Genomic DNA, 23,714 nt, shown 5'->3' with positions numbered 1-23,714 from the left:
GACGCAGGCCGTTGCCGCGTGCCGTCGAGTATGTGTTTCCAACAGGGGAGTTCCCATGTCATCCATCCGCTTTTTCACCAATGCCGAGGTGGCCGCTGTTCTGGATTATGCCGGGCTGATCGATGCGCTTCGCAGTGGCTTGGCTCACCCTGGCACTGCACCCAACCGGCAGGCTTACGCGCTACCCGAGGGACAGGCATCGCTGTTGAACATGCCGGTCTGGCAGAAAGGGCAGGGCATTGGCGTCAAGCTGGTGACTGTGTTTCCGGAAAATAGCCAACGCGATCTGCCTTCGGTTGCGGCAGTGTTTGCCTTGTTTGATGATGTGACAGGCCAGCCCCTGGCCTTGATGGAAGCCTCGGAACTGACAGCTCGGCGTACCGCCTGCACGTCAGCGTTGGCGGCTGACTATCTGGCCCGGCGGGATGCGTTGAGCCTGACCATCGTAGGTACGGGAACGCTAGCTGCCCACATGGTGCGTGCCCATACGGCTGTGCGTGATTACAGCCGGATCGAAATCTGGGGGCGTGATTACAGCAAGGCCAAAGCCCTTGCTGAGCGCCTGCAGGGGGAGGGCTATCCGGTTTCAGCAAGCGATAACCTGGCGCAGAGCGTAGGGCATGCCGATGTGGTTACGTGTGTTACCACCTCTCGAGAGCCGCTGGTGTTGGGCGAGTGGCTCAACCCCGGCTGCCACCTGGACCTGGTCGGTGCCTTTCTTCCCTCTATGCGTGAGACCGATTCAGCAGCCGTTGCGCGGGCACGCATCGTAGTGGATACCCGCGAGGGTGCTTTGGAGGAGGCGGGCGATTTACTGTTCGCGCTTGGTGATGGCGTCATTCAGGAAAGCGATCTCAACACAGAATTGAGGCACGTTCTGCAAGGGGATGGCGTACGCAGCGATGATCAGGAAATTACTTTGTTCAAATCCGTAGGCTATGCGGTAGAAGACTTGCTGGCTGCGCAGTACGTACTGCATAACATGTGATCTGTGTGAACAACACCCTTTAGTGCCATGTATTAGCAGTTAAAGTCTGCTCTATTGGGCCAAGGTCCTGACTTACCCACGTTACACGTGGAGCACCTTGTGGATAACCCTAGGATACCTGTCTGCTGCCCTTAAAATATAAGGCTTACAGATAGATGGTTACTTTTTGATCAATCGTACAGAGGGCAGTAGTAACCACTCTCAGATAGTTATCAACATACCCACTAATAGTATGAGCAAGCCTGTTGATAACACTTGGAAGACTCCATGCAAGCCGCATGTGGCAAGGCCTGGCGAGAATTGGTTAAAAAATGAGCGGTTATTTTAAAATGCAGGATGCTGGTTTTATACACGTTTTCGGCGAGCAAGGTTGTGTATAACCTTGGGGTACATGGCCAGACGCCATATACCATCAACTCTCTAGAGGCATGCTCAAAAAATGATCAACGCTGGAGTACGTCCGTTTATCCACGCTCCTAGGGTCGCTACGCCAGGTTTTTCATGCAGAAATCGCTGGGTGCAACGTTATGCACGGTTAACGCGAGCAAGCCTGTGAATAACATCTGAATGGTTGTGCACAGCCCTTATACTGTCTGGCTCTTGAGAGGTTGATCAAAAAATAACCAGGATGCCAATAGCTGATTTTAGAGCTGTTTCGCTATAACTGTACCGCCTCAAGCGACAAAGAGTGCGTTACTCTCCGGGTATTTCCTTTCGACCTCAAGGAGCTGCATCGATGACTTCGACTTTGTTCATTACCGGCGCAACATCCGGCTTTGGCGCGGCTACTGCGCGCCGCTTTGCCAAGGATGGGTGGTCCCTGATCATTACTGGCCGTCGCGAGGATCGCCTGAGCGCGTTGGCAGAAGAGCTTTCCGCGCACACCAAGGTGCATCCGATTGTGCTGGACGTTCGGGATCGTGCAGCTGTCGAGGCGGCAGTCAACGGGTTGCCTGAAGAGTTTTCGACCCTGCGTGGTCTGGTCAACAATGCGGGGCTGGCCTTGGGTACTACACCCGCTCAGCAGTGCGATCTGGATGACTGGGACACCATGGTCGATACCAATATCAAGGGTGTCCTGTATTGCACGCGCTTGTTATTACCCAGACTGATTGCTTACGGTGCGGGCGCTGGCATCGTCAATCTGGGCTCGGTTGCCGGTAACTGGCCGTACCCGGGTAGCCATGTCTATGGCGCTACCAAGGCGTTCGTCAAACAGTTTACCTTGAACCTGCGCTGCGATCTGCAGGGCACAGGCGTCCGTGTGACCAACATCGAGCCGGGGCTTTCCGAGACTGAGTTCTCCGTGGTGCGCTTTGGTGGCGACAAGAGCAAGGCCGACGCCGTATATGCCGGAACTGACCCACTGACACCTGATGATATCGCCGAGTCGATCCATTGGGCTTTGAACCAGCCCAAGCATGTCAATATCAATCGGATCGAGCTTATGGCGACCTGCCAAGCCTGGAACGGGTTCAACATTCATCGAAGCGAGTGACAGCATAATGACGGCAGAGTATGTCTCTGCCGTCTACGGTAGCTGTCGATACAGCTGAAACGATATAGCGCCGCTTATTGGCGTGTCCTATGCTTGAGAGCTTATACGCTCAAGGTCTTTTTGAAAGAGCTTTTCGTCTCATGCTGGCAAGAAGTCAGCATTCTGACACATAGGACCAGAATGCCAGAATGATGACGCAGTAATAGCGTCAGGAATAACCATAATGCCGTCATGGGTTGCGGCTCAATGGCCTTAGTAACCGGTTATCTTCTTTTCTCCCATCTCTCGCTAAACCCCTTCCTTGAGCCGTTCAATTAAACGGGCGACGAACGGTCATCGCTTTGGCTGGCCTGTTTCCTAGTGATTGGCACGCCCCTTGAATAAGTACTGACGTGACGCCGCGTTAGGGTCACCGGGAACATTCAACTTTTGAAGCCTTATTAAGTTTAAGAATTATTAATAAGGCAAAGTTAATTAGTTTAAAGAAGAATGTTTTCATCGCCATTCCTGGTATTGGCATTTCATTGCCGACTGAACTTTTCGCATTTTTTAGAAAGTTCATAAGAGTGCAATGCCCGACAATAACGGTTAATACGCTGTTTATTGTTGCTGCTGGTTTTGACCGGCAAATACTTTCCATAGCTCAGGGTTGAGTGCAGGGAAGTTCATTCGTAAGGATGAAGTTAATCCCGTGCCACTTATTGGCTCGGCCTAGATACAACTCAACGTGAAAGCGTGTCTTTTGGCGCTAGCCCTTAAATGCTGGGCTATGGAAGCGCTTGTGCCTAATATCACTAGTAGTTTGGTGGATAGATGAAAACTTCAGTTTCTTTTGTTTTAAATAAAATTAGCGCTACTCGTCTTTTTAAGAAAGTTCTTCCGTTGGCTGCTGCCGTAGCCTTGGCCAGCCCTGCTGTACATGCAGAACAGGTTGATCTGGTAGGTTTAAACCTATCAGGTGCAGGCTTTGCTGCCCAGGTATTGCCGGGTATCGACGGTACCAACTACATCTTCCCGGTTGAATCCTATTTCCAGCAGTGGAACGCCAAGGGTATCAAGCTGATCCGCTTTCCCATCATCTGGGAGCGCCTGCAGCCGACCCTGGGTGGCGCACTGGACCCTACCTATACCGCGCTGATCGACCGTACGTTCGGCTATGCCAACAAATACGGTATGAAGATCATCCTGGACCTGCATAACTACACCATGTATCGCGGCACCATCATTGGTACGGGTAACGTGAGCTACAACCACTACCAGCAGATCATGACCCTGATCGCCCAGCGCTGGAGCGGTCAGCCGTCCCTGTATGCCTATGACATCATGAACGAGCCGCATGATTCGATGACCCAGTGGCCCATCATGGCTCAGTACGGCATCAATGGCGTTCGTTCGGTGGACAAGGTCAAGCCGATCATGATCGAAGGTAACGGCTGGTCCGAAGCGACCCGTTGGCCATGGTGGAACGATTCCCTGCTGAACCTGAAGGATCCGTCCAACAACCTGATCTTCCAGGCGCACTCGTATTTCGACGAGGATGCCGGTGGTAACTACACCGCCATCGACGTGAACAAGCTGGACGCCAACTACGGCGTCGAGCGTGTGAAGCCGTTCGTGGAGTGGCTGAAGAAAAATGGCAAGAGGGGCATGATCGGCGAGTTCGGTGTACCGGATAACAATCCGCGCTGGAATCTGCTCATGGACAACATGCTGGCTTATTTGAAGCAGAACTGTATTCCTGCTACGTACTGGGCTGCAGGTCCAGGCTGGGGCAGCTACTTCCTGTCGGTCGAGCCGATCAATGGGCAGGATCGTCCTCAGTGGCCGACCCTGAAGAAGTACATCGATAACACTACCTGTACAGCGATTGGCCCGTTCACGGCACCGGTTGCGACGACGCCTACTCCGGCTCCGACACCCACCGTGCCTTCAACCAGCACAGGCTATTCGAGCGCTATCAACAACTTCACCAATGCAGACTGGCTCAACGGTGTATACAGAAAGGCAGCAGGCTTCTCCGTAGCGGCGACATCAGGCAACACGGCAGCATTCAAGGTAGGTACTTCGGTACGTCTGGCGAATGGCCTCGTAACCAAAATCTCGTCCGTTCAGGTAGTGGGTAGCAACATGAGCGTCTGGGTAAACAGCTCGGCACTGGATGGCGCCGTTGTGGGTTACCCGAACAAGCTGACCGTGGCGGACGCGGCAGGTACGGGGGCGACTACTCCTGCGCCGACGCCAGCCCCGACTGCACCCGCACCGACGCCTGCGCCAACCGCTCCGGCCGTTGTTGCGACCAGTACGATGAACAATTTCACCAATACTGATTGGCTGAACGGTGTCATGCGCAAGGCGGCTGCGATTTCGCTTCCGGCAACGACAGCCAACACGTCAGCCTTCAAGACCGGTGCTTCGGTACGGTTGGCCAATGGGCAGGTCTACAAGATCAAGTCAGTACAGATGGTGGGTAGCAACATGAGCGTCTTCCTGGACACCCCGACGCTTCTCAACGGTTCCGCCGTTGGTTATCCAAACGCGCTGACGGTAGTTAGCCAGTAACCGATCCGGGAACACAGAGCGGGGACGTTTAAGTCCCCGTTTTTTATGGGCTCGATTCTTCAGCCCAAGTATTTTTCGACCGTTGATAAGGCAGTGCCTCAGGCCAAATTGCAGTGTTTGGCATGGACATTGAATAGTAAAGATCGACGCTGGAAAACTGACAGCTTTCTCAACACTTGAAGCTGCTCACCACGCGAGCTCCAGCGGTATTTCGCCATCAGGTATTGGCATCCCGGGTGTAAGTAAGCAGCGGTGTACCGCTGTATCACACCTGCCTGGCAAGACAATTTTTTAGATTGTCTGTTGCTATCGCCAGCGGCTGTTCGCGCTGGCAAATACTTTCCACAGCTCAGGACTGAGTGCCGGAAAGTTTCATCGTAAGGATGACACTCGGCTCGGCCACCCATGGCCGGTTCACGGCGTACGCCAGATTTATCTTGTCGACTTCCCCGATCCAGGGGCTGGCTTTCTGCGCCTTGAATATCACTAGTAGTAATGGTGAGCTTAATGAAATCTCTGTCCGTCCTGAATGCAATCAGGTCTGTTCGTGTCTTGAAAAAGTGCTGCCTGTGCTGGCAGCAGGAGCGTTGTTCAGCTCGGTTGTCCAGGCTGAGCCGGTTGATCTCGTCGGTCTCAATATGTCCGGTGCCGATTTTGCCGGACAGGTTCTGCCTGGTGTGAACGGTACTAACTACATCTTTCCAACCGAGTCCTATTTCCAGCAGTGGAGCGCAAGGGGCATCAAGCTGATTCGCTTTCCAATCTTGTGGGAGCGCTTGCAGCCAACGCTCAATGGCAATCTGGACGCAACCTATGCAGGCTTGATCGACCAGACCTTTGCGTATGCGCAGAAATACAACGTGAAGGTCATTCTGGATCTGCATAACTATGCGCGTTATCGCGGCCAGATCATTGGTACGAGCGGCGTCCCGTACAGCAGTTATCAGAACGTGATGACCCGCATCGCTCAGCGTTGGAGTGGGCAATCGTCACTGTATGCCTACGACATCATGAACGAACCCAACGGTGCATTGGCATATTGGCCTACTGCTGCTCAGTACGGGATCAATGGCGTCCGGGCAGTCGATAAGGTAAGGCCTATCCTGGTAGAGGGTAACGGCTGGGCCGAAGCGACACGCTGGGCCCAGTGGAACGACTCCCTGTTGAGTCTGAAAGACCCGTCCAACAAGATTATCTTCGAAGCCCATAGTTACTTCGATGAAAACGCTGGCGGCACCTACGAAACCGTTGATGTAAACAAACTGGACGTGAATTACGGCGTCGAACGTGTGAGGCCCTTCGTGGAGTGGCTGAAGAAGAACGGCAAGCAAGGCATGATCGGTGAGTTCGGCGTACCGGATAACAATCCGCGCTGGAATACCCTGGTCGACAACATGCTGGCCTACCTGAAGCAGAACTGTGTACCGGCTACCTACTGGGCCGCAGGCCCGGGCTGGGGCAGCTATAGCCTGGCTGTAGAGCCTGTCAACGGCGTGGAGCGTCCGCAGTGGCCGACGCTGAAGAAGTACATTAACAATACCAGCTGCACCGCATACGGTCCGCTTAAATAAAAGCGGTTCGAAAAAGCCCGGCCTACTGGTCCGGGCTTTTTGCTGTCGGGCCCTTTGGGTTCAGATCTAAATCCTTGATCCAGTAGATAAATTTCCCTTCTCTCGACGAGCGGTCGCCCTGATCACAGCGCAAACGCTTATGGTTGCGTCCCCCCGGTTAACACGACCCGGATGATGGCTAAAGGCCGCATGCTGGCTGGGTTTTCCCAGGACCGGTTCCTGTATCGATATTGGCCTGCGCAAGGTATTTATCGGGTCAGCCAACGTGCTGTAAAAGGCGTGGCGGGCACTGAACGATCCTGCGTTTTCGATGCCATGCGATACCTCTCGGCGGGCGTTTTCATACCCCGTTCATTATTCGCCATTCCTGGTATTGGCAAATAGTTGCGTTTCGACTGCGCGGGCAATGCCTGTTCACCGATACGCATGCCCTCAATGGCGGCTTTTTAGGCCGTTCATTGTTGTCGCCAGCTCGATGATTAGCTGGCAAATACTTCCATCACTCAGGGTTGAGGTCGGGAAGTTCATCGTAAGGATGAAATAACCGTCGGCTAAAACAATATAGCCGGTCAATTGGGACTTTTTTATATGGCTCTTTTGAGTCAGGGCATTGCTCGCGCGTAAAAAAGTTACTGGCAATTTGGTGAATATGAGTTTTTTATCTGTAACCCAACATTTTGGTATAACACGAGGCGTATCTAAGGCACTTTCATTAACTGCGTTACTGGCTTTGGGAAGTACAGCGGTACAGGCCGAGCAGGTTAATCTCGTCGGACTTAATATGGCAGGTGCCGAGTTTGCAGGTACGGTGTTGCCGGGTATTAATGAGAAGAACTATATCTTTGCCAAGGAAGAGACCTTCAAGAATTGGAGTGCAAGAGGAATAAGGCTGGTCCGCTTTCCCATTCTGTGGGAGCGGCTTCAGCCAGGGCTGGGATATTCCCTCGATCAGACCTACGCCGCACTGATTTCCCGTTCACTGGACTATGCCCACAAATACAACATCCGGGTCATTCTGGATCTGCATAATTATGCGCGCTATCGCGGCCATATCATTGGTACGAGCAGCGTACCGTATTATCGCTTCGAGAATGTCTGGAACCGGATCGCTCAGAAGTGGGGTAGCCACCCGGCCATTTATGGCTACGACATCATGAATGAGCCCAACGGCGCCGTGGCGTACTGGCCTACCGCGGCGCAGTACGCCATCAACGGGATCCGGCAGGCTGACAAGGCTCACCTGATCTTTGTGGAAGGCAATGCCTGGGCCAGCGCCGAACGGTGGCCGGTGTGGAGCGACTCTCTCAAGGACTTGAAGGATCCTGTCAACAAGCTGATCTATGAGGCGCACGTCTATTTCGACGCCGATGGCGGTGGTTCCTACACCCAGCTGAGCGCTGACAGTTTGTCTGCTCAGGCTGGCGTCAATCGGGTGAAGCCCTTTGTGGAGTGGCTCAAGCAGAACAACAAGAAGGGCTTTATTGGAGAGTTTGGCGTACCGGATAACGATTCCCGCTGGAATGTAGTCATGGACAACATGCTGACCTACCTCAAGCAGCATTGCGTACCGGCTACCTACTGGGCCGCCGGTCCGGGTTGGGGGAATTACAGTCTGTCCGTCGAGCCTATCAACGGACAAAGCCGCCCGCAGTGGCCCACGTTGAGAAAGCACCTGAACGACACCAGCTGTACCGCAATCGGTCCGGGCCGGTAAAACCGCTTCAACGAGACTATACAGCCGGGCGTTGGGAGGGCCCGGCTGTTGATAACGTCAAGGCTCCACCTGCTGCTTCAGCCAGCCGGGATAATGGTTGCGTGTAGCCTCAGGCCATCTCGGTGGGCAGCGAGTACCCAGGTAGGCTGCCACCGCGTTCAAATGTGCTGCTAGAACGTGCCGATCACCAAAGGCCTCAAGCCCCAGCGTCCAGCCGGCCGCATGGCCATCAACCCAGAGTTGAGTCAGTTCTACGGTACAGCCTGCGGACGGCATGGCTTCGTAAGGGGATTCGTTTTCATCCAATGCGATTTCACGCAGAGCGGCCTGCTCGACCGTAAACAGGCGAAGCCAGCGCTGCTTCTGAACGGCAACCGTAGGATGCGGTGTCAGCGTCAAGGCCTCGGAATGCCATTTATGCCATAACTCGACAGGCCCCCTGAACGGCGAGACGTCCAGGGTATGCCAGTCAGGTATGACCAGCCCCTTTACCTCAACGGTTGAGTCTCCACGGGTTTTGATACCGAGGTCGGATTGACTGGCGTCCCTGAGGTAGTGGTGCATCTTGCGTATTCCGCCTCCCGGTGGCTGATCCCACAGATCGGACTGGTGAAACCAGTCGATCAGATCAGTACCCGGCAGTGCGGGCCAAAACCAACGGACTTCAGCGGAAAGCGGCATGGCGTGCTCCTGGTATGAAGAGAGGGCGGCGGACGTGCTAATTTCCGACCCGTTCCGAAAGACACGTGCTAGCATCCGTCCACGCTCCGGATGACGTTTTACCCATTGATCCGGGGTGCCGCATTATTGCTAGCCTCATTGAGCACCGCACAGGCGTTTCTTCCCGCTGAGTTGTACTCGGCTTTCCTGGCGTGGTTTCCAGCGCGCGACGCTCATTGGCTAGACCTCATGGCTCAGCGCCCGTTTCCTGGCGTTGAATGAATGTAAGGAGTTCTACGTGCAATTTCTCCATACCCTGGTCAACGACCTCAATGGTCTTGTCTGGGGCGTGCCCATGCTGGTACTGATCCTGTGCACGGGTCTTTATCTGATGCTACGCCTCAAACTGATGCCGATCGTAAGACTGGGCACCGGCTTTCGCCTGTTGTGGCAGGGCCGGACCAAGGACGACGACGAAAGCGGTGAGATCAGCCCTTTCCAGGCCTTGATGACCTGCCTGGCTGCCACCGTAGGAACCGGCAACATCGCGGGTGTTGCTACCGCGATCTTCCTGGGCGGCCCCGGCGCGCTGTTCTGGATGTGGTGTACGGCATTGGTTGGCATGGCTACCAAATATGCCGAAGTGGTATTGGCTGTGCATTTTCGTGAAAAGGACGAGCGCGGCGAGCATGTCGGCGGCCCGATGTATGCCATCCGCAACGGCCTGGGCAAGCGCTGGGCCTGGCTAGGCGGCGCCTTTGCCCTGTTCGGTGGGTTGGCCGGGTTCGGTATTGGCAACATGGTGCAGGTCAACAGTATGGCGCAGGCCCTGGAAACAACCTTTTCCGTGCCCCTGTGGTTGACCGGTGTCGTGACGATGGTGGTTGTGGGGCTCGTGATCCTGGGCGGCATCAAGCGGATCGGGGCGGTCGCCTCGTCCCTGGTCCCTGCCATGTGTATCGGCTATATCATCGCGGCCATTGCCGTGCTGGTGACCCATGCGTCCGAAATTCCCCATGCGCTCAGCCTGGTCTTCACCCATGCCTTTACTCCGGCGGCGGCGACGGGCGGCTTCGCAGGGGCGGCGGTCATGGCTGCCATTCGCTTCGGGGTGGCGCGTGGCGTCTTCTCCAACGAAGCCGGGTTGGGTACCGCCGGTATCGCCCAGGCAGCCGGTACGACCAACAGCGCCGTACGCTCGGGCATGATTGGTATGCTCGGAACGTTTATCGATACCCTAATCATCTGCACCATGACGGGTCTTACCATTATCTGCTCCGGCGTCTGGACGAGCGGGCAGAGTGGGGCGGCCTTGTCAGCGGCGGCCTTCGAGACGGCGCTGCCCGGTTTTGGCGGCATTATCCTGACCATCGCTCTGGTGGTATTCGCCTTTACCACCATCTTGGGGTGGAGCTATTACTGCGAGCGCTGCTGGGAGTTTCTTGCGGGCACCAAGACCATTCTGCCGTTCCGGATCATCTTCGTATTGGCTGTACCGTTTGGTGCAATTGCACAGTTGGACTTCGCCTGGCTGCTGGCCGACACGCTCAATGGTCTGATGGCCATTCCTAACCTGATCTCGCTGCTGTTGCTCAGTCCGGTGGTGCTCCGGCTGACGCGAGAATACTTCGCCAGCAAATAAACGAAGGCTCGCTGCGGCGAGCCTTTTTCATTGAGGCTCGCGAGGCCCGGACCTGGAAAAATGGGTGAAAATCGCGATGCTGTGGTCCAAATACTAACGCTGTTTTCCTGGCCTTTCTGGATAGAGCATTCCGATGTCCCGATCTTCGCTTGAGCATTCCTGCTCTCACCCGCACGTCTTCAACGAGGGAAACCCGCTGGCGGAAAAGAATACCCGCCGCGCCGTGATTTTTACTGCCATCATGATGGTGATCGAGATTGCGGGCGGCTGGGCCTTCAACTCCATGGCACTGCTGGCGGATGGCTGGCATATGAGTTCCCACGTGCTGGCGCTGGGGCTTTCGCTGTTCGCCTATGCGGCGGCCAGACGGTATGCGACCGACGCACGCTTTGCCTTTGGAACATGGAAAATGGAGGTGCTGGCTGGCTATACCAGTGCGCTGGCGCTGATTGGCATCGCTCTGTTGATGCTGTATGAATCCGTGATCAGGCTCGTGACACCTGCTCCGATTCACTATACGCAGGCCATCGCCATCGCCATTCTGGGATTGCTGGTCAATCTGGTGTGTGCGTGGCTGCTCAAGGATTCTCACGGGCATGATCATGGCCATGGTCACGATCATCATCATGGCCACGGTGAGCATCAGGACCTGAATCTGCGTTCGGCCTACATCCATGTCATTACTGATGCGGCAACTTCCGTCCTTGCTATCGTCGCGCTGATTGGCGGCATGCTCTGGGGGGCCAGCTGGCTCGACCCGGTCATGGGAATCGTAGGCGGCATACTGGTCGCCATTTGGGCCGTTGGGCTCATCAAGCAAACCGGGCGTGTGCTGCTGGATGCGCAGATGGACGATCCGGTGGTACAGGAGGTCAGGGATGTGATCGCAGAGAGCCCTATCGAGGCCAAGATCTGTGATCTGCATGTCTGGAAGGTAGGCAAGGGCAAGTACGCCTGCATCGTCAGCATCGCCACGACCAGTGATGCCTCGCCTGAAGACTTCAAACAGCAGCTTTCCGTCCATGAAGAGCTTGTCCACATCACGGTTGAGATCAACAGAGACGGGATCTGTCCGGTACGCTGAAGAGGTGGGCGACAGCGGCAAGTGATATAACCGAGTTTTGGTCAACGACAGGATTCAACATGCCTTCTTCCGAGTCTCGCTTGCCGCCTCCTGCCCCGGTAGGCCCGTTTCAGGCGTTTCTATTCTGGCTCAAGCTGGGCTTTATCAGCTTTGGCGGACCGGCTGGGCAGATAGCAATCATGCATCAGGAGCTGGTGGAGCGTCGGCGCTGGATTTCCGAGCGACGCTTTCTCCATGCGCTCAACTACTGCATGGTACTGCCCGGACCTGAAGCCCAACAGTTGGCGACCTATATTGGCTGGTTGATGCACCGGACCTGGGGTGGGGTTATCGCCGGAGCGCTCTTTATATTGCCTTCGCTGCTTATCCTGATCGCCCTGTCATGGATCTATTTGGCCTGGGGCAATGTTCCGGTCGTGGCCGGTATCTTCTATGGCATCAAACCCGCGGTGACTGCCATTGTCTTGCAGGCTGCCCACCGCATCGGCACGCGCGCGTTGAAAAACCATTGGCTCTGGGCCATTGCGGCGGCTTCGTTCGTTGCCTTGTTTGCCTTCAATGTACCGTTTCCCCTGATCGTAGTATCTGCGGCGGTTATTGGCTTTTTCGGAGGCAGGTATGCTCCTGACCGGTTCAAGATAGGGGGAGGGCATGCCAATCAGACGGCTTCATTTGGACCTGCACTGATCGATGATGACACGCCGCCGCCTGAGCATGCCCGTTTTCACTGGTCGCGGCTGGCGCAATTGCTAGTCATGGGCATGTTTCTCTGGCTCGTGCCGATGCTGAGCTTGATCTATCTGTTTGGCTGGACTCATACCTTCACCCAGATGGGCTGGTTTTTTACCAAGGCTGCGCTGCTGACCTTTGGTGGTGCCTATGCGGTACTGCCCTACGTGTATCAGGGCGCCGTCACGCATTACGGCTGGCTGAGCCCAGCCCAGATGATCGATGGCCTTGCCCTGGGCGAAACCACGCCCGGACCATTGATCATGGTGGTGGCGTTTGTCGCGTTTTTAGGCGGATATGGGCAGGCGGCATTAGGAGACGAGCACATGTTTACCGCCGGGGCATTGGCTGCCGTGCTGGTGACCTGGTTTACCTTTCTGCCTTCGTTTCTTTTCATTCTGGCCGGCGGGCCTCTGGTGGAGTCCACCCATAATGTGGTGGGCTTCACAGCTCCGCTCACCGCCATTACCGCGGCGGTCGTCGGCGTAATCCTGAATCTGGCCTTGTTCTTCGGCTACCACGTATTCTGGCCGCAGGGCTTGAGCGGATCGTTCGACCTACTCTCCGCTCTGATCACACTCCTGGCAGCGATAGCGCTCTTCCGGTTCAAGCGCACAGTTATGGAAGTGCTGCTAGCCTGTGCAACAGTAGGGTTGTTAATGCACGTCGTATTCATGTGACAAGGAGCAGCTTGGCTGCAGAAGAGAGGATGCACTATGGCTAACCATTCAGACGATTTTCTCAAACTTGCAGCCGAAGCCAAGTCTCGTATTCGGCAGGTTTCGCCCGTTGAAGCCGAGCAACTGGTCGATCAGGGCGCGCTGCTTCTGGACGTTCGGGAGCGAGACGAGTTCGAACGGGGGCACCTGGACGGCGCGACCCACATGAGTCGGGGAATTCTTGAAATGCACATCGGCGAACTGGCAGCCAACAAGGCCACACCGATCGTCTGCTATTGCGGTGGCGGTAACCGGGGAGCGTTGGCCGCCGAAAGCCTGCAGCGCATGGGATACACCCAAGTCGTCTCCATCGAGGGAGGCCTTGCGGCCTGCAATACCCAGAAAGACTAATCAACACGCAACAAAAAACGCAGGGCATCTTAGATACCCTGCGTTTTGAGAATGCTGTGTACCGGCAGAGCGGTACACAGTCAAACTTACACCTGGCGGATCAGATAATCGAATGCAGCCAGGGAAGCCTTCGCACCTTCGCCGACCGCGATCACGATCTGCTTGTACGGTACGGTTGTTACGTCGCCGGCCGCAAAGATACCCGGCAGCGAGGTTTCGCCACGGCTATCTACAACGATCTCGCCACGGGGCGACAGCTCGACGGTGCCCTTGAGCCATTCGGTGTTGGGAACCAGACCAATCTGGACGAAGATACCTTCCAGGTCGATGGACTTGAACTCGCTGGAGTTGCGGTCCTTGTAGGTCAGGCCAACCACTTTCTGTCCGTCGCCTTTCACTTCGCTGGTCAGGGCGCTGGTGATCACGGTCACGTTCGGCAGGCTGTGCAGCTTGCGCTGTAGTACCGCATCCGCACGCAGCTGGCTGTCGAACTCGATCAGAGTCACGTGTGCCACGATACCGGCCAGGTCGATTGCCGCTTCCACACCGGAGTTGCCGCCACCGATAACTGCAACGCGCTTGCCCTTGAACAGCGGGCCGTCGCAATGCGGGCAGTAGGCTACACCACGGTTACGGTATTCCTTCTCGCCCGGGACATTCATTTCACGCCAGCGAGCGCCGGTGGAGATGATCAGCGTCTTGGACTTGAGCGAAGCACCATTGGCAAACTTGACTTCGTGCAGCTGGCCCGCCTCGGTGGCAGGAATCAGTTGCTCGGCACGCTGCAGGTTCATGATGTCGACGTCGTACTGCTTCACGTGCTCTTCAAGGGCTACGGCCAGTTTCGGGCCTTCGGTTTCCTTGATGGAAATGAAGTTTTCAATCGCCAGAGTATCGAGTACCTGACCGCCAAAACGCTCGGCTGCAACACCGGTACGAATACCTTTACGGGCAGCATACACAGCAGCGGAAGCACCGGCAGGACCACCACCGATAACCAGTACGTCAAAGGCGTCCTTGGCGCTGAGCTTTTCAGCGTCACGGGCACTGGCGCCGGTATCGAGCTTGGCCAGAATTTCTTCCAGACCCATGCGGCCCTGACCGAACGGTTCGCCGTTCAGATAGATGCTGGGCACAGCCATGATTTGGCGCTCGGTAACTTCGTCCTGGAACAGCGCACCGTCGACCGCAACGTGGCGGATGTTCGGGTTCAGTACGGCCATCAGGTTCAGCGCCTGAACAACGTCAGGGCAGTTCTGGCAGGACAGCGAGAAGTAGGTTTCGAAATTGAATTCGCCCTTGAGCGAGCGGATCGCTTCCAGAGTATCTGCACTGGCCTTGGACGGGTGACCGCCCACTTGCAGCAGCGCCAGAACCAGCGAGGTGAACTCGTGGCCCATGGGCAGACCGGCAAAGCGCAGGCTGATGTTTTCACCCGGACGGTTCAGGGCAAACGAAGGCGTGCGAGCATCATTGCCATCGGTGCGCAGGGTGATCTTGTCAGTCAGGCTGACGATGTCTTGGAGCAGACCCAACATTTCTTGAGATTTAGCGCCGTCATCAAGGGACGCGACGATCTCGAAGGGTTTGGTAACCTTTTCCAGATAGGCTTTAAGCTGAGTTTTAAGACTGGCGTCCAACATGAGGCATTACCTCTCGACAAATTTCGGGAATAAAAACGCCCGGACGTGTTCCGCCCGGGCGTTCGGGCACTAGAGGGAGCCGGAAGCCGGCTCCTAAGCGCAGATAACCGTGTGTTGGCGTTTAGATCTTGCCAACCAGGTCCAGAGACGGGCTCAGAGTAGCTTCGCCTTCTTTCCACTTGGCAGGGCAAACTTCGCCCGGGTGGGAGGCAACGTACTGAGCAGCCTTGACCTTACGCAGCATTTCGGACGCGTCGCGGCCGATGCCGTTGTCGTGTACTTCACACAGCTTGATCTGGCCTTCCGGGTTGATCAGGAAAGAACCACGCAGCGCCAGGCCTTCTTCTTCGATCAGAACATCGAAGTTGCGAGCCAGAGTTGCAGTCGGGTCGCCAACCAGAGCGTACTGAACCTTCTTGATAGCGTCGGAAGTGTCGTGCCACGCTTTGTGAGCGAAGTGGGTATCGCACGATACGCCGTAGATCTCTACGCCCAGCTTTTGGAATTCAGGGTACAGGTCAGCCAGGTCTTCCAGCTCAGTCGGGCAAACGAAGGTGAAGTCAGCTGGGTAGAAAACAACCAGAGACCACTTGCCTTTGAAGTCAGCTTCAGTCAGATCGATGAACTTGCCATCCTTGTACGCTGTAGCTTTAAACGGTTTGATCTCGGAATTGATCAAAGACATCACTGAATCTCCATCAGGGGTTAAGAATTGGCGAGAGATAAGATACTCGCTTATGCACATTAGACTTAATTGAATGTGGGCATCAATCTCATAAGTTTGACCTATCCAGCCATTCAGGATCATTAAGTCTTTCTTTCAGGCGGAGCACTTGGAGGTTCTGAGGTCAACAAACACTGCCGCAAGCACTAGTGGTATGGCTGAAATGTCGGAATTCAAGCGTGCGCTTGCCTGGCTCAGACATTTCATGAAAAACAGCTGTTAAGCATTGGGCTGAAAAATATGATTTCCTTGTCGATCGTGTTCGATAAACAGGATGACGAAGGAGAAACATGTCAGGAGCCGCATTCGTCCAGTTGTTTCCTGAGGGCTCCGACTCTCCAAGCAGATTCACTTTGCCATTGATTGGTCTGAACCTGCGCAGCGTAAAAGGCAATAATTATGGCGATCAGGCGCGTCATCACACAGTGTGTTGCCTGTTTTTTCTCTTTAACACTCTTTTTTTCAAGTGCAGTCAGCCTGTAACCAACAATCATTTTCCTGGCCATTCTTTCCGCTTTGGCGGAGCCCTGAATTTTGGGGAATCTTTTTTGCGGTCCTGTTGGCGACTCTGTTCAAAGCGCTCTGGCGCGCATGGCCACAGAATGCCGTGGTCGCATTCGATAACACATCAAAGAAAAGCCCTTAAGGCTTCTATTACATTTTCAGGAATGAGGTTGAAAGATGCGGGACAACAAGATTAGAAGCTCGAATAGCCTCCGGGCCTTTTACAGGGCCTTTCTGACAAGCGAGGCTTCCGGCGGACTGCTTCTAATGGCAGTGGCTGCGATTGCGCTGATCGTGGCGAATTCGCCGCTGGCCAGTGTGTACTTCAGCACCCTGGAGCGCTACGTGCTGGGCATGAGTGTTCTGCACTGGATCAACGATGCACTCATGGCCGTCTTCTTCCTGCTGGTCGGGCTCGAAATCAAACGTGAGATGCTGGTCGGGCAATTGTCCACCTGGGGGCGGCGTGCACTGCCAGGGCTGGCGGCATTAGGCGGGGCTATCATGCCAGCAGTGATCTACGCCGCGCTCAATCATGACGATGCACAATTGCTTCAGGGGTGGGCGATTCCCACAGCGACCGACATCGCCTTTGCACTCGGGGTGCTCTCCCTGCTGGGCTCGCGTATTCCGGTATCGCTCAAAATCTTCCTGACAGCGCTTGCGATTCTCGACGACCTGTTCGCCGTGTGCATCATCGCGGTGTTCTACACGGCAGATCTGTCCCTGCCGATGTTGGGACTGGCGGGTGTCACCCTGCTGGTGCTGATTGCCATGAACAAGCTGGGCGTAACGCGAATCCTGCCGTATCTGCTGGTCGGTATCGTGTTGTGGTTCTTCGTGTTCAAATCGGGCGTACACGCGACACTGGCCGGGGTAGCGCTGGCCCTGACCATCCCGCTGCGTACCGGCTCGAAGCATCCGCCGCTGGAGCGTCTTGAGCATACGTTGCATCCTTACACCGCGTTTCTGGTCATTCCGATCTTTGGATTCGCCAACGCTGGTGTCTCGTTCAATGGCGTGAGCCTTGCCTCCATGATGGGCTCGGTTCCGCTGGGGATCGCGCTGGGCCTCTTGGTTGGCAAGCAGGTGGGCGTATTCTCGTTTGCCTGGTTGAGCATTCGCCTGGGGCTGGCCGAACTGCCGGAACATGCCACCTGGAAGCAGCTGTACGGGATCGGCCTGCTGTGTGGAATCGGCTTCACGATGAGCCTCTTCATCGGCCTGCTGGCATTCCCCAATTCGCCAGAACTGGTGGATGCGGTCAAGATCGGTGTACTGCTGGGGTCGATTACGTCCGGCTGTCTGGGTGCGCTTATGCTGATTGCGGTCGGCAAAAAGAAAAACGCCTAAGAGCAAAGGGCACCGGAAGGTGCCCTTTTTGCATCATGTGGTGATGTTAACGAGCTTGATTTCCCGTACATCAATCTCATTCCAGACGCGACCCGTGACATAGGGGTCGTTCTTCAACCAGAGGTCCAGTGCCTCGCGATTCTCGAATTCGACATGTACGGTTGAGCCTACCATTCGACCTTCATCGTTCAGAATGGCCCCGCCGCTGATAAATGTTCCTTCCTTGGCCATGGCTCGAATTCCTTCCAGATGAGCCTGGCGATTTTCCAGTCGACGATTAAAGGCCTCTGGATCGGTATGGTCGTAGGCGGTTACTACAAATTGCATGGTGGCTCCTGTTTTTAATTGTGTTGGTGGAGATCAGTCCAGGCGATTCGAGTGCCTGACAGTTCTGTCTTATAAACCAGCGCAAGTGTCTAGGATGAATACCATTCATCGTATTACACCGTTCGATGGATATTCGTAAAGACAGATTTGCACGAATCTTCGCCTCCGTATCTCCAGGCTGGAGATCAGATTGTTACCGTGGGGCACTGCCATACGTGCTCGCGCGGGTGAGTAGGACGATCCGTTGCCGGGGATGCTGGACGTCAAACCTGCCGATCAACTGTTACAGGAGTCACTGGGCACGCCTTCACGTGTGCCTTCATGAGTAGTTAATGGTTTTACAGCTTTGCCTTTTGCTCAGCTTATCGGCCTTACGACTAATCAAGGAAAGTACTCATGTCTACGCTCAAGCCTTTGGCATTAATTCTTCTCATCTCCCTTGGTACTACCGCCTTTGCTGCCAGCCATAGTGCCACCCAAGCGCAGGATGGCGATAACAATGAAGTCGTCCTCGAGCAGAGCGGGCAGGGCAATACTGCGACGCAGACCCAGACTGGCTCAGCGCATCGCTCCGTCATTGCTCAGAATGGGGCCGCTAATTCGGCAGAAACGACACAGCTAGGACTTGAAAATGCGGTCGCTCTATACCAGACGGGTGATAGCAACATAGCTCAGGTCTACCAGGAGAGCTTTATCTATGGGCATAGCGCTACCGTTACCCAGTTGGGCGATACGAACCACGTGACGCTGTACCAGCAGAACGGTAATGGCTCCGTGGCGACTCTGTACCAAGAGGGCAACAACAATATCCATGAAGTTGAACAGAACGGTGAAGGTTTCAAGGAGCTGGTAGCGCGTACGGTAGGTACCGGCAATAGGCTTGATGCCATTCAACGCAATGAGGGTGTATTTGCACAGACTATCCAGACCGGAGACAACAACCTCATCAGTCTGGATCAGACTGGCAGTATGGGCGGAAGCTGGACCACGATTACCCAAGACGGCAACAGCAACCTGGCGTCGGTAACGCAGACCTCGGGCCGCTACCCTGCTGGGCGAGTGACGCTGACGCAGGACGGCGATGCCAATACGTCGACCATCAGTCAGCGTGGCGGCTTTGACGTCGTTGAGTTTACCCAGGAGGGTAGCAACAACGAGTTGAATGTCGATCAGTTCAGCACTAACGGAGCCATTTCCGGGCGTTCAGTCGGTGACAACAACGTTGCCAGCATCATGCAAGGTGACTACTACACGAAGGTAGACCTTGTGCAGGAGGGTGATGCCAATTTGGCCACGATCAACCAGGCCGGTAGTGGAAGTATCGCAACCGTCAATCAAATGGGCTCTGCCAATCAGATTGCGCTGACGCAAACCGGTATAGCTGGTGTATTCGGTGAAGGGAGCGCAGCGACCGTCATGCAGAGCGGTACCGGCAACGTGGCCAGGATTACCCAGCAGTAGCAGTCAGTAGAGCATTTGGGGCTGTTACTGCCTGCCCAAGCGTAGCGGTCCCATTTACCTAACCAGGCGTAGGGATCATTCCCTGCGCTTGGTATGGGCCTTAGTGGTTAACTTATACGTCTAGAGGGATCTCTCATGTTCAAACTCAAGCCTTTGGCTGTGGTATTGATGATGCTCTCCGGCAGCTGTGCCCTGGCTGCAAACAACACCGCTACCCAAACGCAGGACGGTAATTACAACGAAACGACACTGGAGCAGACGGGCGAAGGCAATACCGCTACCCAAACTCAAGAGGGCAACGAACATCGCTCGGCCATTACTCAGAATGGGGCCACCAACGCGGCTGAAACAACGCAGCTGGGGTTTGGAAATACGGTTGATCTTTATCAGACAGGAGATAGCAACGTAGCCCAGGTCTACCAGCAGAGCTTCGATCTAGAGCATAGCGCCACTGTTACCCAGTTGGGCGATACAAACACCGTAGCGCTGTATCAGCAAGGCGGTAATGGCGCTGTCGCTACGCTGTATCAGGAAGGCAGCAACAATACGCACAATGTCGAGCAGAACGGCTATGGCGGCAATACGCTTGAAGCCCGTACGGTTGGTAATGGCAACGCTCTGAATGCTATACAACGGCACGGAATGCAGGCAGACGCGATACAGACAGGCGATAACAATGTTATCAACCTGGATCAAACTGGCGGCTCCTCAGGTGGTACAGCCACAATCCAGCAGAACGGCAATGAAAACCTGGCTTCCGTTAACCAAAGCTCAGGTCGCTATCCTGCGACCAGTGTGGCATTAGCGCAGGAAGGTGATACCAATACCGCCACGATCAATCAAAACGGCGGATTTAGTACGGTTGATTTTGCCCAGCAGGGCAATAATAACGACCTGACAATTGATCAGTTTAGTATCAGCGGCACCATTACAGGACGCTCTACGGGCAATGACAACGTGGCTGCTATTACCCAGGACCTGTATTTCGCTCGTGTAGATCTCGTACAGGAGGGTGACGGTAACCTCGCCACAATCGACCAGTCTGGCAACAACAGCCTGGCTGCGGTCAGCCAGATAGGCTTCTCCAATCAGGTTGCCATTACTCAGGCCACGCCAGTAGATATAAACGGCAACTCAGCTACCGTCCTGCAGAACGGTACAGGAAACATTGCCAGGATTACCCAGCAGTGATGTAAGCAGCTGGCGCTGACATGGTTAGCGCCAGCCCTGAGTACTGGGCTGGTAAGGCCAGAGTTCGCCCGTTCGTGTGACCTCATAGAGGTACTTCTACATGTTTACGCTCAAGCCCTTGGTTATGGCACTGCTGATACTCTCAGGCAGTTATGCCCTTGCCGCAAATAACACTGCTATCCAAACACAAGACGGTAACTACAACGATACTCTTCTGGAGCAGGCCGGTGAGGGTAATAACGCTGTCCAGATTCAAAGGGGTGATTTCAGTCGCTCGGAAGTTGTGCAGACCGGTAACGGTAACTCAGCTCAAATCGAGCAGGTCTCCCAGGCTTCTACTCCTGAAAATAGTCTGCGGCTTGAACAGATTGGCAATCAGAACACCGCGCTGCTCAATCAACAGAACCTGGGATACGGACATCAGGCTACTGTTTTGCAGCGAGGAGATGGTAATGACATAACGCTTTACCAACAGGACGGCAATGGCTCGGTTGCCAGCTTGTATCAGGAGGGGAATGGGAACATCCATAACATCCAGCAGCTGCGCTACGGCAATGAATTAAGCGTAACGAGTGTGGGTAATGGAAATAGCGCAACCACTACGCAGTATGGAGGCGGACCTGCGCATGCTGAGCAGCGAGGCGAGGGTAATTCGGTTGAGCTGACCCAAAGTGTAGGCTACGCCGGGGGCAATATCGAGGTCTACCAAGAGGGTACAAACCAGGCGGCGACGCTTTATCAAACCTCGTCGCGGTATGGGCAAATCGACTTGATCCTGAATCAGGTAGGTGATGGCAATACAGCCAACTTGGCTCAACGTTCCGATATGGCAACGCTTGAGTTCGTTCAGGATGGCACTGGCAATGATCTTGTTGCAGACCAAGGCATCTGGCGAGGCTCTTTGGGCGGCGCCATGGTTGGAAATGGCAACGTCATAGAAGCCAGTCAAGTGGGGACATACTTGAATGCATGGCTGGAGCAGAACGGTGATAACAACCGTATAGCTGTCTCTCAAAGAGGGCTTGGTCATACCGCGTCTGTTCGTCAGACCGGAACAGGAAACGAGACTGCCATTACGCAAGATGATTACGTTAGTGATTACGAGCCTAACAGCAGTGCCTATGTCCTTCAGGAAGGAGAGGCAAACAGCGCTGTGTTGAATCAAAGCTTTGGGCCTTTGGCGAGAGGTTTTATCGAGCAAGCCGGAGCAGCCAACCAGGCGACTATAGATCACAGCAATATTGAGGGTTGGACAACAGCCGGCATTCAGCAGACTGGGGATAACCATAAGGCCTCGATTACTCAACATGACACGGTAGGGTTCGACGAGGCCACAATTACCCAGCAGGTGGTAGGTAATGTAGCGAGTATCACTCAAGGCGGCCTGCTCAATGGCGAAGTAGTGGTCGGTGAGCGTGTAGCCACTATCTCTCAAACCGGTATGAACAATGTGGCTTCGGTTATTCAGCAATAACCGACGGTGCAGGTGTTGTCCTGAATGAGGCAGCACCTGTTGTTCTAGCGTCTGGGCCTGAAAATTACTGCCGTAGTCCAGGCGTGCGTTACCGCCTGTCCGATCCTGTGAGATACAGGCCCGGACAACAACAATAACGCTATTGAGGGACGTGCATATGTTCAGGTTAAAACCCTTGGCTGTTGCCTTGATGTTGGTTATTGGCAGCCATGCCTATGCTGAAAGCAATACCGCTACCCAGAATCAGGCAGGAGACAACAACGAGGCCACGCTGGAGCAGCAGGGCGCAAGAAATCAGGCGACGCAAACACAGACGGGCAGTTTCGGCCGATCTGTCATTGTCCAGAACGGCGATGACAACGTCGCGGAGACTGTTCAGGACACTGCGTTTTCTTCCAACACTATCGATCTGGGCCAGACCGGTAACCGGAACACGGCCTCTCTTTATCAGGACAGCGGCTCACAATCGGCTACTGTAACCCAGGCAGGCGATGACAACAGCGTGTCGCTGTATCAGCAGGATGGGCAGGGCTCCGAGGCCACGGTCTATCAGGAAGGCAACAACAATACACATACCATCCAGCAACAGTGGTACGCCAATACCGTTAATACTTCCAGCGTGGGTAACGGCAACGCCACTCAGGTGACTCAGACCGGCTATGGTGTTGGACAGACTACCCAATTAGGCGATAACAATACAATTATCCTGGAGCAGGGCAGTAGCGATTCGGGAGCTGTTGCTACGGTTACCCAAAACGGTAACGAAAATCTGGCGTCTGTCACTCAGAGTACCTCACGTTATCTTTCCGAGATGACATTGGATCAAGTAGGTAATGGCAACTCCGCGACGGTTGATCAAGGCTCGAATGCGTCGTTCATTTTCCGCCAGGAGGGTAACACCAACCAGCTGACCAGCGCGCAGAGTGGGCTCGGCGCCACGGTGCGTGGCAGTTCCATTGGTGATGAGAATACCGTTTCGATTAATCAGGATGGGATTACCAACACCATTAATCTCGATCAACTAGGTTCTACCAATAGCGCAACACTAAGCCAACAGGCAGACCGTAGCGTGATCGATGTCAGTCAAACCGGTAATGCCAACCAGGCCGCGGCCGCCCAAGGTGGTGGTGGGCCTATGGTGTATGACAGTGTGGCGCGGATTGCCCAGGAGGGTGATCGCAACACTGCTTCTATTGACCAGTTCTGGGGCAGCCGGCAGGCCGAGATTACCCAGACTGGCAATGACAATGAGGCCGACATCACCCAGGCCAACCCCACTGGGACGGCCATGGCTGAAATCACCCAAAGCGGTGACCTCAACAGCGCCAGCCTGACGCAAAGCTGGAGCAATGGCGGTAACGAGGCCAGTATCAGCCAGAGCCTGAGCGGCAACGTGGCAACGGTGGTGCAGGGCGGTTTGGTCAATGGTGACTTCAACAGCGGAAATGACTCGGCGACCATCGTTCAGAATGGCTTGAACAACGTGGCTTCTGTGCTTCAGCAATGAGGGAGCAGACGCTGC

The 23,714-nt window shown here is 54.9% G+C and carries 18 protein-coding genes and 1 pseudogene; 14 read left to right on the top strand and 5 right to left on the bottom strand.

The features are described from left to right. Nucleotides 1-55: 55 nt before the first annotated feature. The 5 genes and pseudogenes from QWJ10_RS13590 to QWJ10_RS13570 all read left to right on the top strand — a co-directional run bounded on the left by QWJ10_RS13590 (nt 56) and on the right by QWJ10_RS13570 (nt 8,330). Nucleotides 56-988 carry an ornithine cyclodeaminase family protein gene (locus QWJ10_RS13590; protein ID WP_073450394.1) on the top strand — a complete coding sequence of 311 codons (933 nt, stop codon included), beginning with the start codon at nt 56-58 and terminating at the stop codon, nt 986-988. A 736-nt stretch (nt 989-1,724) separates the two neighbouring features. After that, nucleotides 1,725-2,486 carry an SDR family oxidoreductase gene (locus QWJ10_RS13585; RefSeq protein ID WP_122041551.1) on the top strand — a complete coding sequence of 254 codons (762 nt, stop codon included), beginning with the start codon at nt 1,725-1,727 and terminating at the stop codon, nt 2,484-2,486. Between the two features lie 813 nt (nt 2,487-3,299). Then, on the top strand, nt 3,300-5,045 hold the full coding sequence (locus QWJ10_RS13580) for a glycoside hydrolase family 5 protein (RefSeq protein ID WP_197872540.1): 1,746 nt from the start codon (nt 3,300-3,302) through the stop codon (nt 5,043-5,045). A 560-nt stretch (nt 5,046-5,605) separates the two neighbouring features. Next, nucleotides 5,606-6,610: pseudogene (locus QWJ10_RS13575) on the top strand (glycoside hydrolase family 5 protein); the annotation flags it as partial. A 787-nt stretch (nt 6,611-7,397) separates the two neighbouring features. Continuing rightward, the gene (locus tag QWJ10_RS13570; RefSeq protein WP_289927086.1) at nt 7,398-8,330 is read left to right on the top strand and encodes a glycoside hydrolase family 5 protein; all 933 of its coding nucleotides are present in this window, start codon (nt 7,398-7,400) and stop codon (nt 8,328-8,330) included. Nucleotides 8,331-8,387: 57 nt separating this feature from the next. Here the strand turns inward: QWJ10_RS13570 and QWJ10_RS13565 are convergent, their stop codons facing one another. Next, on the bottom strand, nt 8,388-9,011 hold the full coding sequence (locus QWJ10_RS13565) for a hypothetical protein (protein ID WP_010795885.1): 624 nt from the start codon (nt 9,009-9,011) through the stop codon (nt 8,388-8,390). A 334-nt stretch (nt 9,012-9,345) separates the two neighbouring features. Here QWJ10_RS13565 and QWJ10_RS13560 point away from each other — a divergent pair, with 334 nt between their 5' ends. The 4 genes from QWJ10_RS13560 (at nt 9,346) to QWJ10_RS13545 (ending at nt 13,515) form a co-directional block, all read left to right on the top strand. After that, nucleotides 9,346-10,632, top strand: coding sequence for a sodium:alanine symporter family protein (locus tag QWJ10_RS13560; protein WP_085985642.1), 1,287 nt, complete (start codon nt 9,346-9,348; stop codon nt 10,630-10,632). Between the two features lie 133 nt (nt 10,633-10,765). After that, nucleotides 10,766-11,716, top strand: coding sequence for a CDF family Co(II)/Ni(II) efflux transporter DmeF (gene dmeF, locus QWJ10_RS13555; protein WP_010795883.1), 951 nt, complete (start codon nt 10,766-10,768; stop codon nt 11,714-11,716). 59 nt (nt 11,717-11,775) lie between these two features. Then, nucleotides 11,776-13,125, top strand: a complete 1,350-nt coding sequence (gene chrA / locus QWJ10_RS13550) for a chromate efflux transporter (protein WP_019367381.1) — start codon at nt 11,776-11,778, stop codon at nt 13,123-13,125. A gap of 36 nt (nt 13,126-13,161) precedes the next feature. Next, entirely contained in the window at nt 13,162-13,515 is a 354-nt protein-coding gene (locus QWJ10_RS13545; RefSeq protein ID WP_010795881.1) for a rhodanese-like domain-containing protein, read from the top strand. 86 nt (nt 13,516-13,601) lie between these two features. On the opposite strand, the gene ahpF is transcribed toward QWJ10_RS13545, so the two are convergent. The 3 genes from ahpF to QWJ10_RS13530 all read right to left on the bottom strand — a co-directional run bounded on the left by ahpF (nt 13,602) and on the right by QWJ10_RS13530 (nt 16,376). Further along, complete coding sequence (ahpF, locus tag QWJ10_RS13540; RefSeq protein WP_010795880.1) at nt 13,602-15,158, bottom strand: alkyl hydroperoxide reductase subunit F; 1,557 nt, start codon at nt 15,156-15,158, stop codon at nt 13,602-13,604. A gap of 121 nt (nt 15,159-15,279) precedes the next feature. After that, entirely contained in the window at nt 15,280-15,843 is a 564-nt protein-coding gene (gene ahpC / locus QWJ10_RS13535; RefSeq protein WP_122041560.1) for an alkyl hydroperoxide reductase subunit C, read from the bottom strand. Nucleotides 15,844-16,175: 332 nt separating this feature from the next. Next, a complete protein-coding gene (locus QWJ10_RS13530) occupies nt 16,176-16,376 on the bottom strand; it encodes a hypothetical protein (RefSeq protein WP_157782935.1) in 201 nt (66 codons plus the stop codon). A 187-nt stretch (nt 16,377-16,563) separates the two neighbouring features. Between QWJ10_RS13530 and nhaA the strand changes: the two genes are divergently transcribed. Then, the gene (nhaA, locus tag QWJ10_RS13525) at nt 16,564-17,739 is read left to right on the top strand and encodes a Na+/H+ antiporter NhaA (protein ID WP_019367379.1); all 1,176 of its coding nucleotides are present in this window, start codon (nt 16,564-16,566) and stop codon (nt 17,737-17,739) included. 33 nt (nt 17,740-17,772) lie between these two features. Here nhaA and QWJ10_RS13520 read toward each other — a convergent pair whose 3' ends face one another. Beyond that, on the bottom strand, nt 17,773-18,066 hold the full coding sequence (locus QWJ10_RS13520; protein ID WP_122041563.1) for a YciI family protein: 294 nt from the start codon (nt 18,064-18,066) through the stop codon (nt 17,773-17,775). 396 nt (nt 18,067-18,462) lie between these two features. On the opposite strand from QWJ10_RS13520, the gene QWJ10_RS13515 reads away from it, so the two are divergent. The 4 genes from QWJ10_RS13515 (at nt 18,463) to QWJ10_RS13500 (ending at nt 23,699) form a co-directional block, all read left to right on the top strand. Then, a complete protein-coding gene (locus QWJ10_RS13515; RefSeq protein WP_289927075.1) occupies nt 18,463-19,527 on the top strand; it encodes a hypothetical protein in 1,065 nt (354 codons plus the stop codon). 135 nt (nt 19,528-19,662) lie between these two features. Next, nucleotides 19,663-20,718 carry a hypothetical protein gene (locus QWJ10_RS13510; RefSeq protein WP_289927073.1) on the top strand — a complete coding sequence of 352 codons (1,056 nt, stop codon included), beginning with the start codon at nt 19,663-19,665 and terminating at the stop codon, nt 20,716-20,718. Nucleotides 20,719-20,818: 100 nt separating this feature from the next. Further along, nucleotides 20,819-22,192: a hypothetical protein gene (locus QWJ10_RS13505; protein ID WP_289927071.1), complete on the top strand. Its 1,374-nt coding sequence runs from the start codon at nt 20,819-20,821 to the stop codon at nt 22,190-22,192. A 157-nt stretch (nt 22,193-22,349) separates the two neighbouring features. Then, nucleotides 22,350-23,699, top strand: coding sequence for a hypothetical protein (locus QWJ10_RS13500; RefSeq protein ID WP_289927069.1), 1,350 nt, complete (start codon nt 22,350-22,352; stop codon nt 23,697-23,699). Nucleotides 23,700-23,714 lie beyond the last annotated feature (15 nt).

Source organism: Pseudomonas sp. WAC2 (genome assembly GCF_030403525.1).
In the GTDB taxonomy this organism is placed as follows: Bacteria; Pseudomonadota; Gammaproteobacteria; order Pseudomonadales; family Pseudomonadaceae; genus Chryseomonas; species Chryseomonas luteola.
Note: the sequence above shows the minus strand (reverse complement) of the source record. Positions and strands in the feature narration are given on the sequence as shown.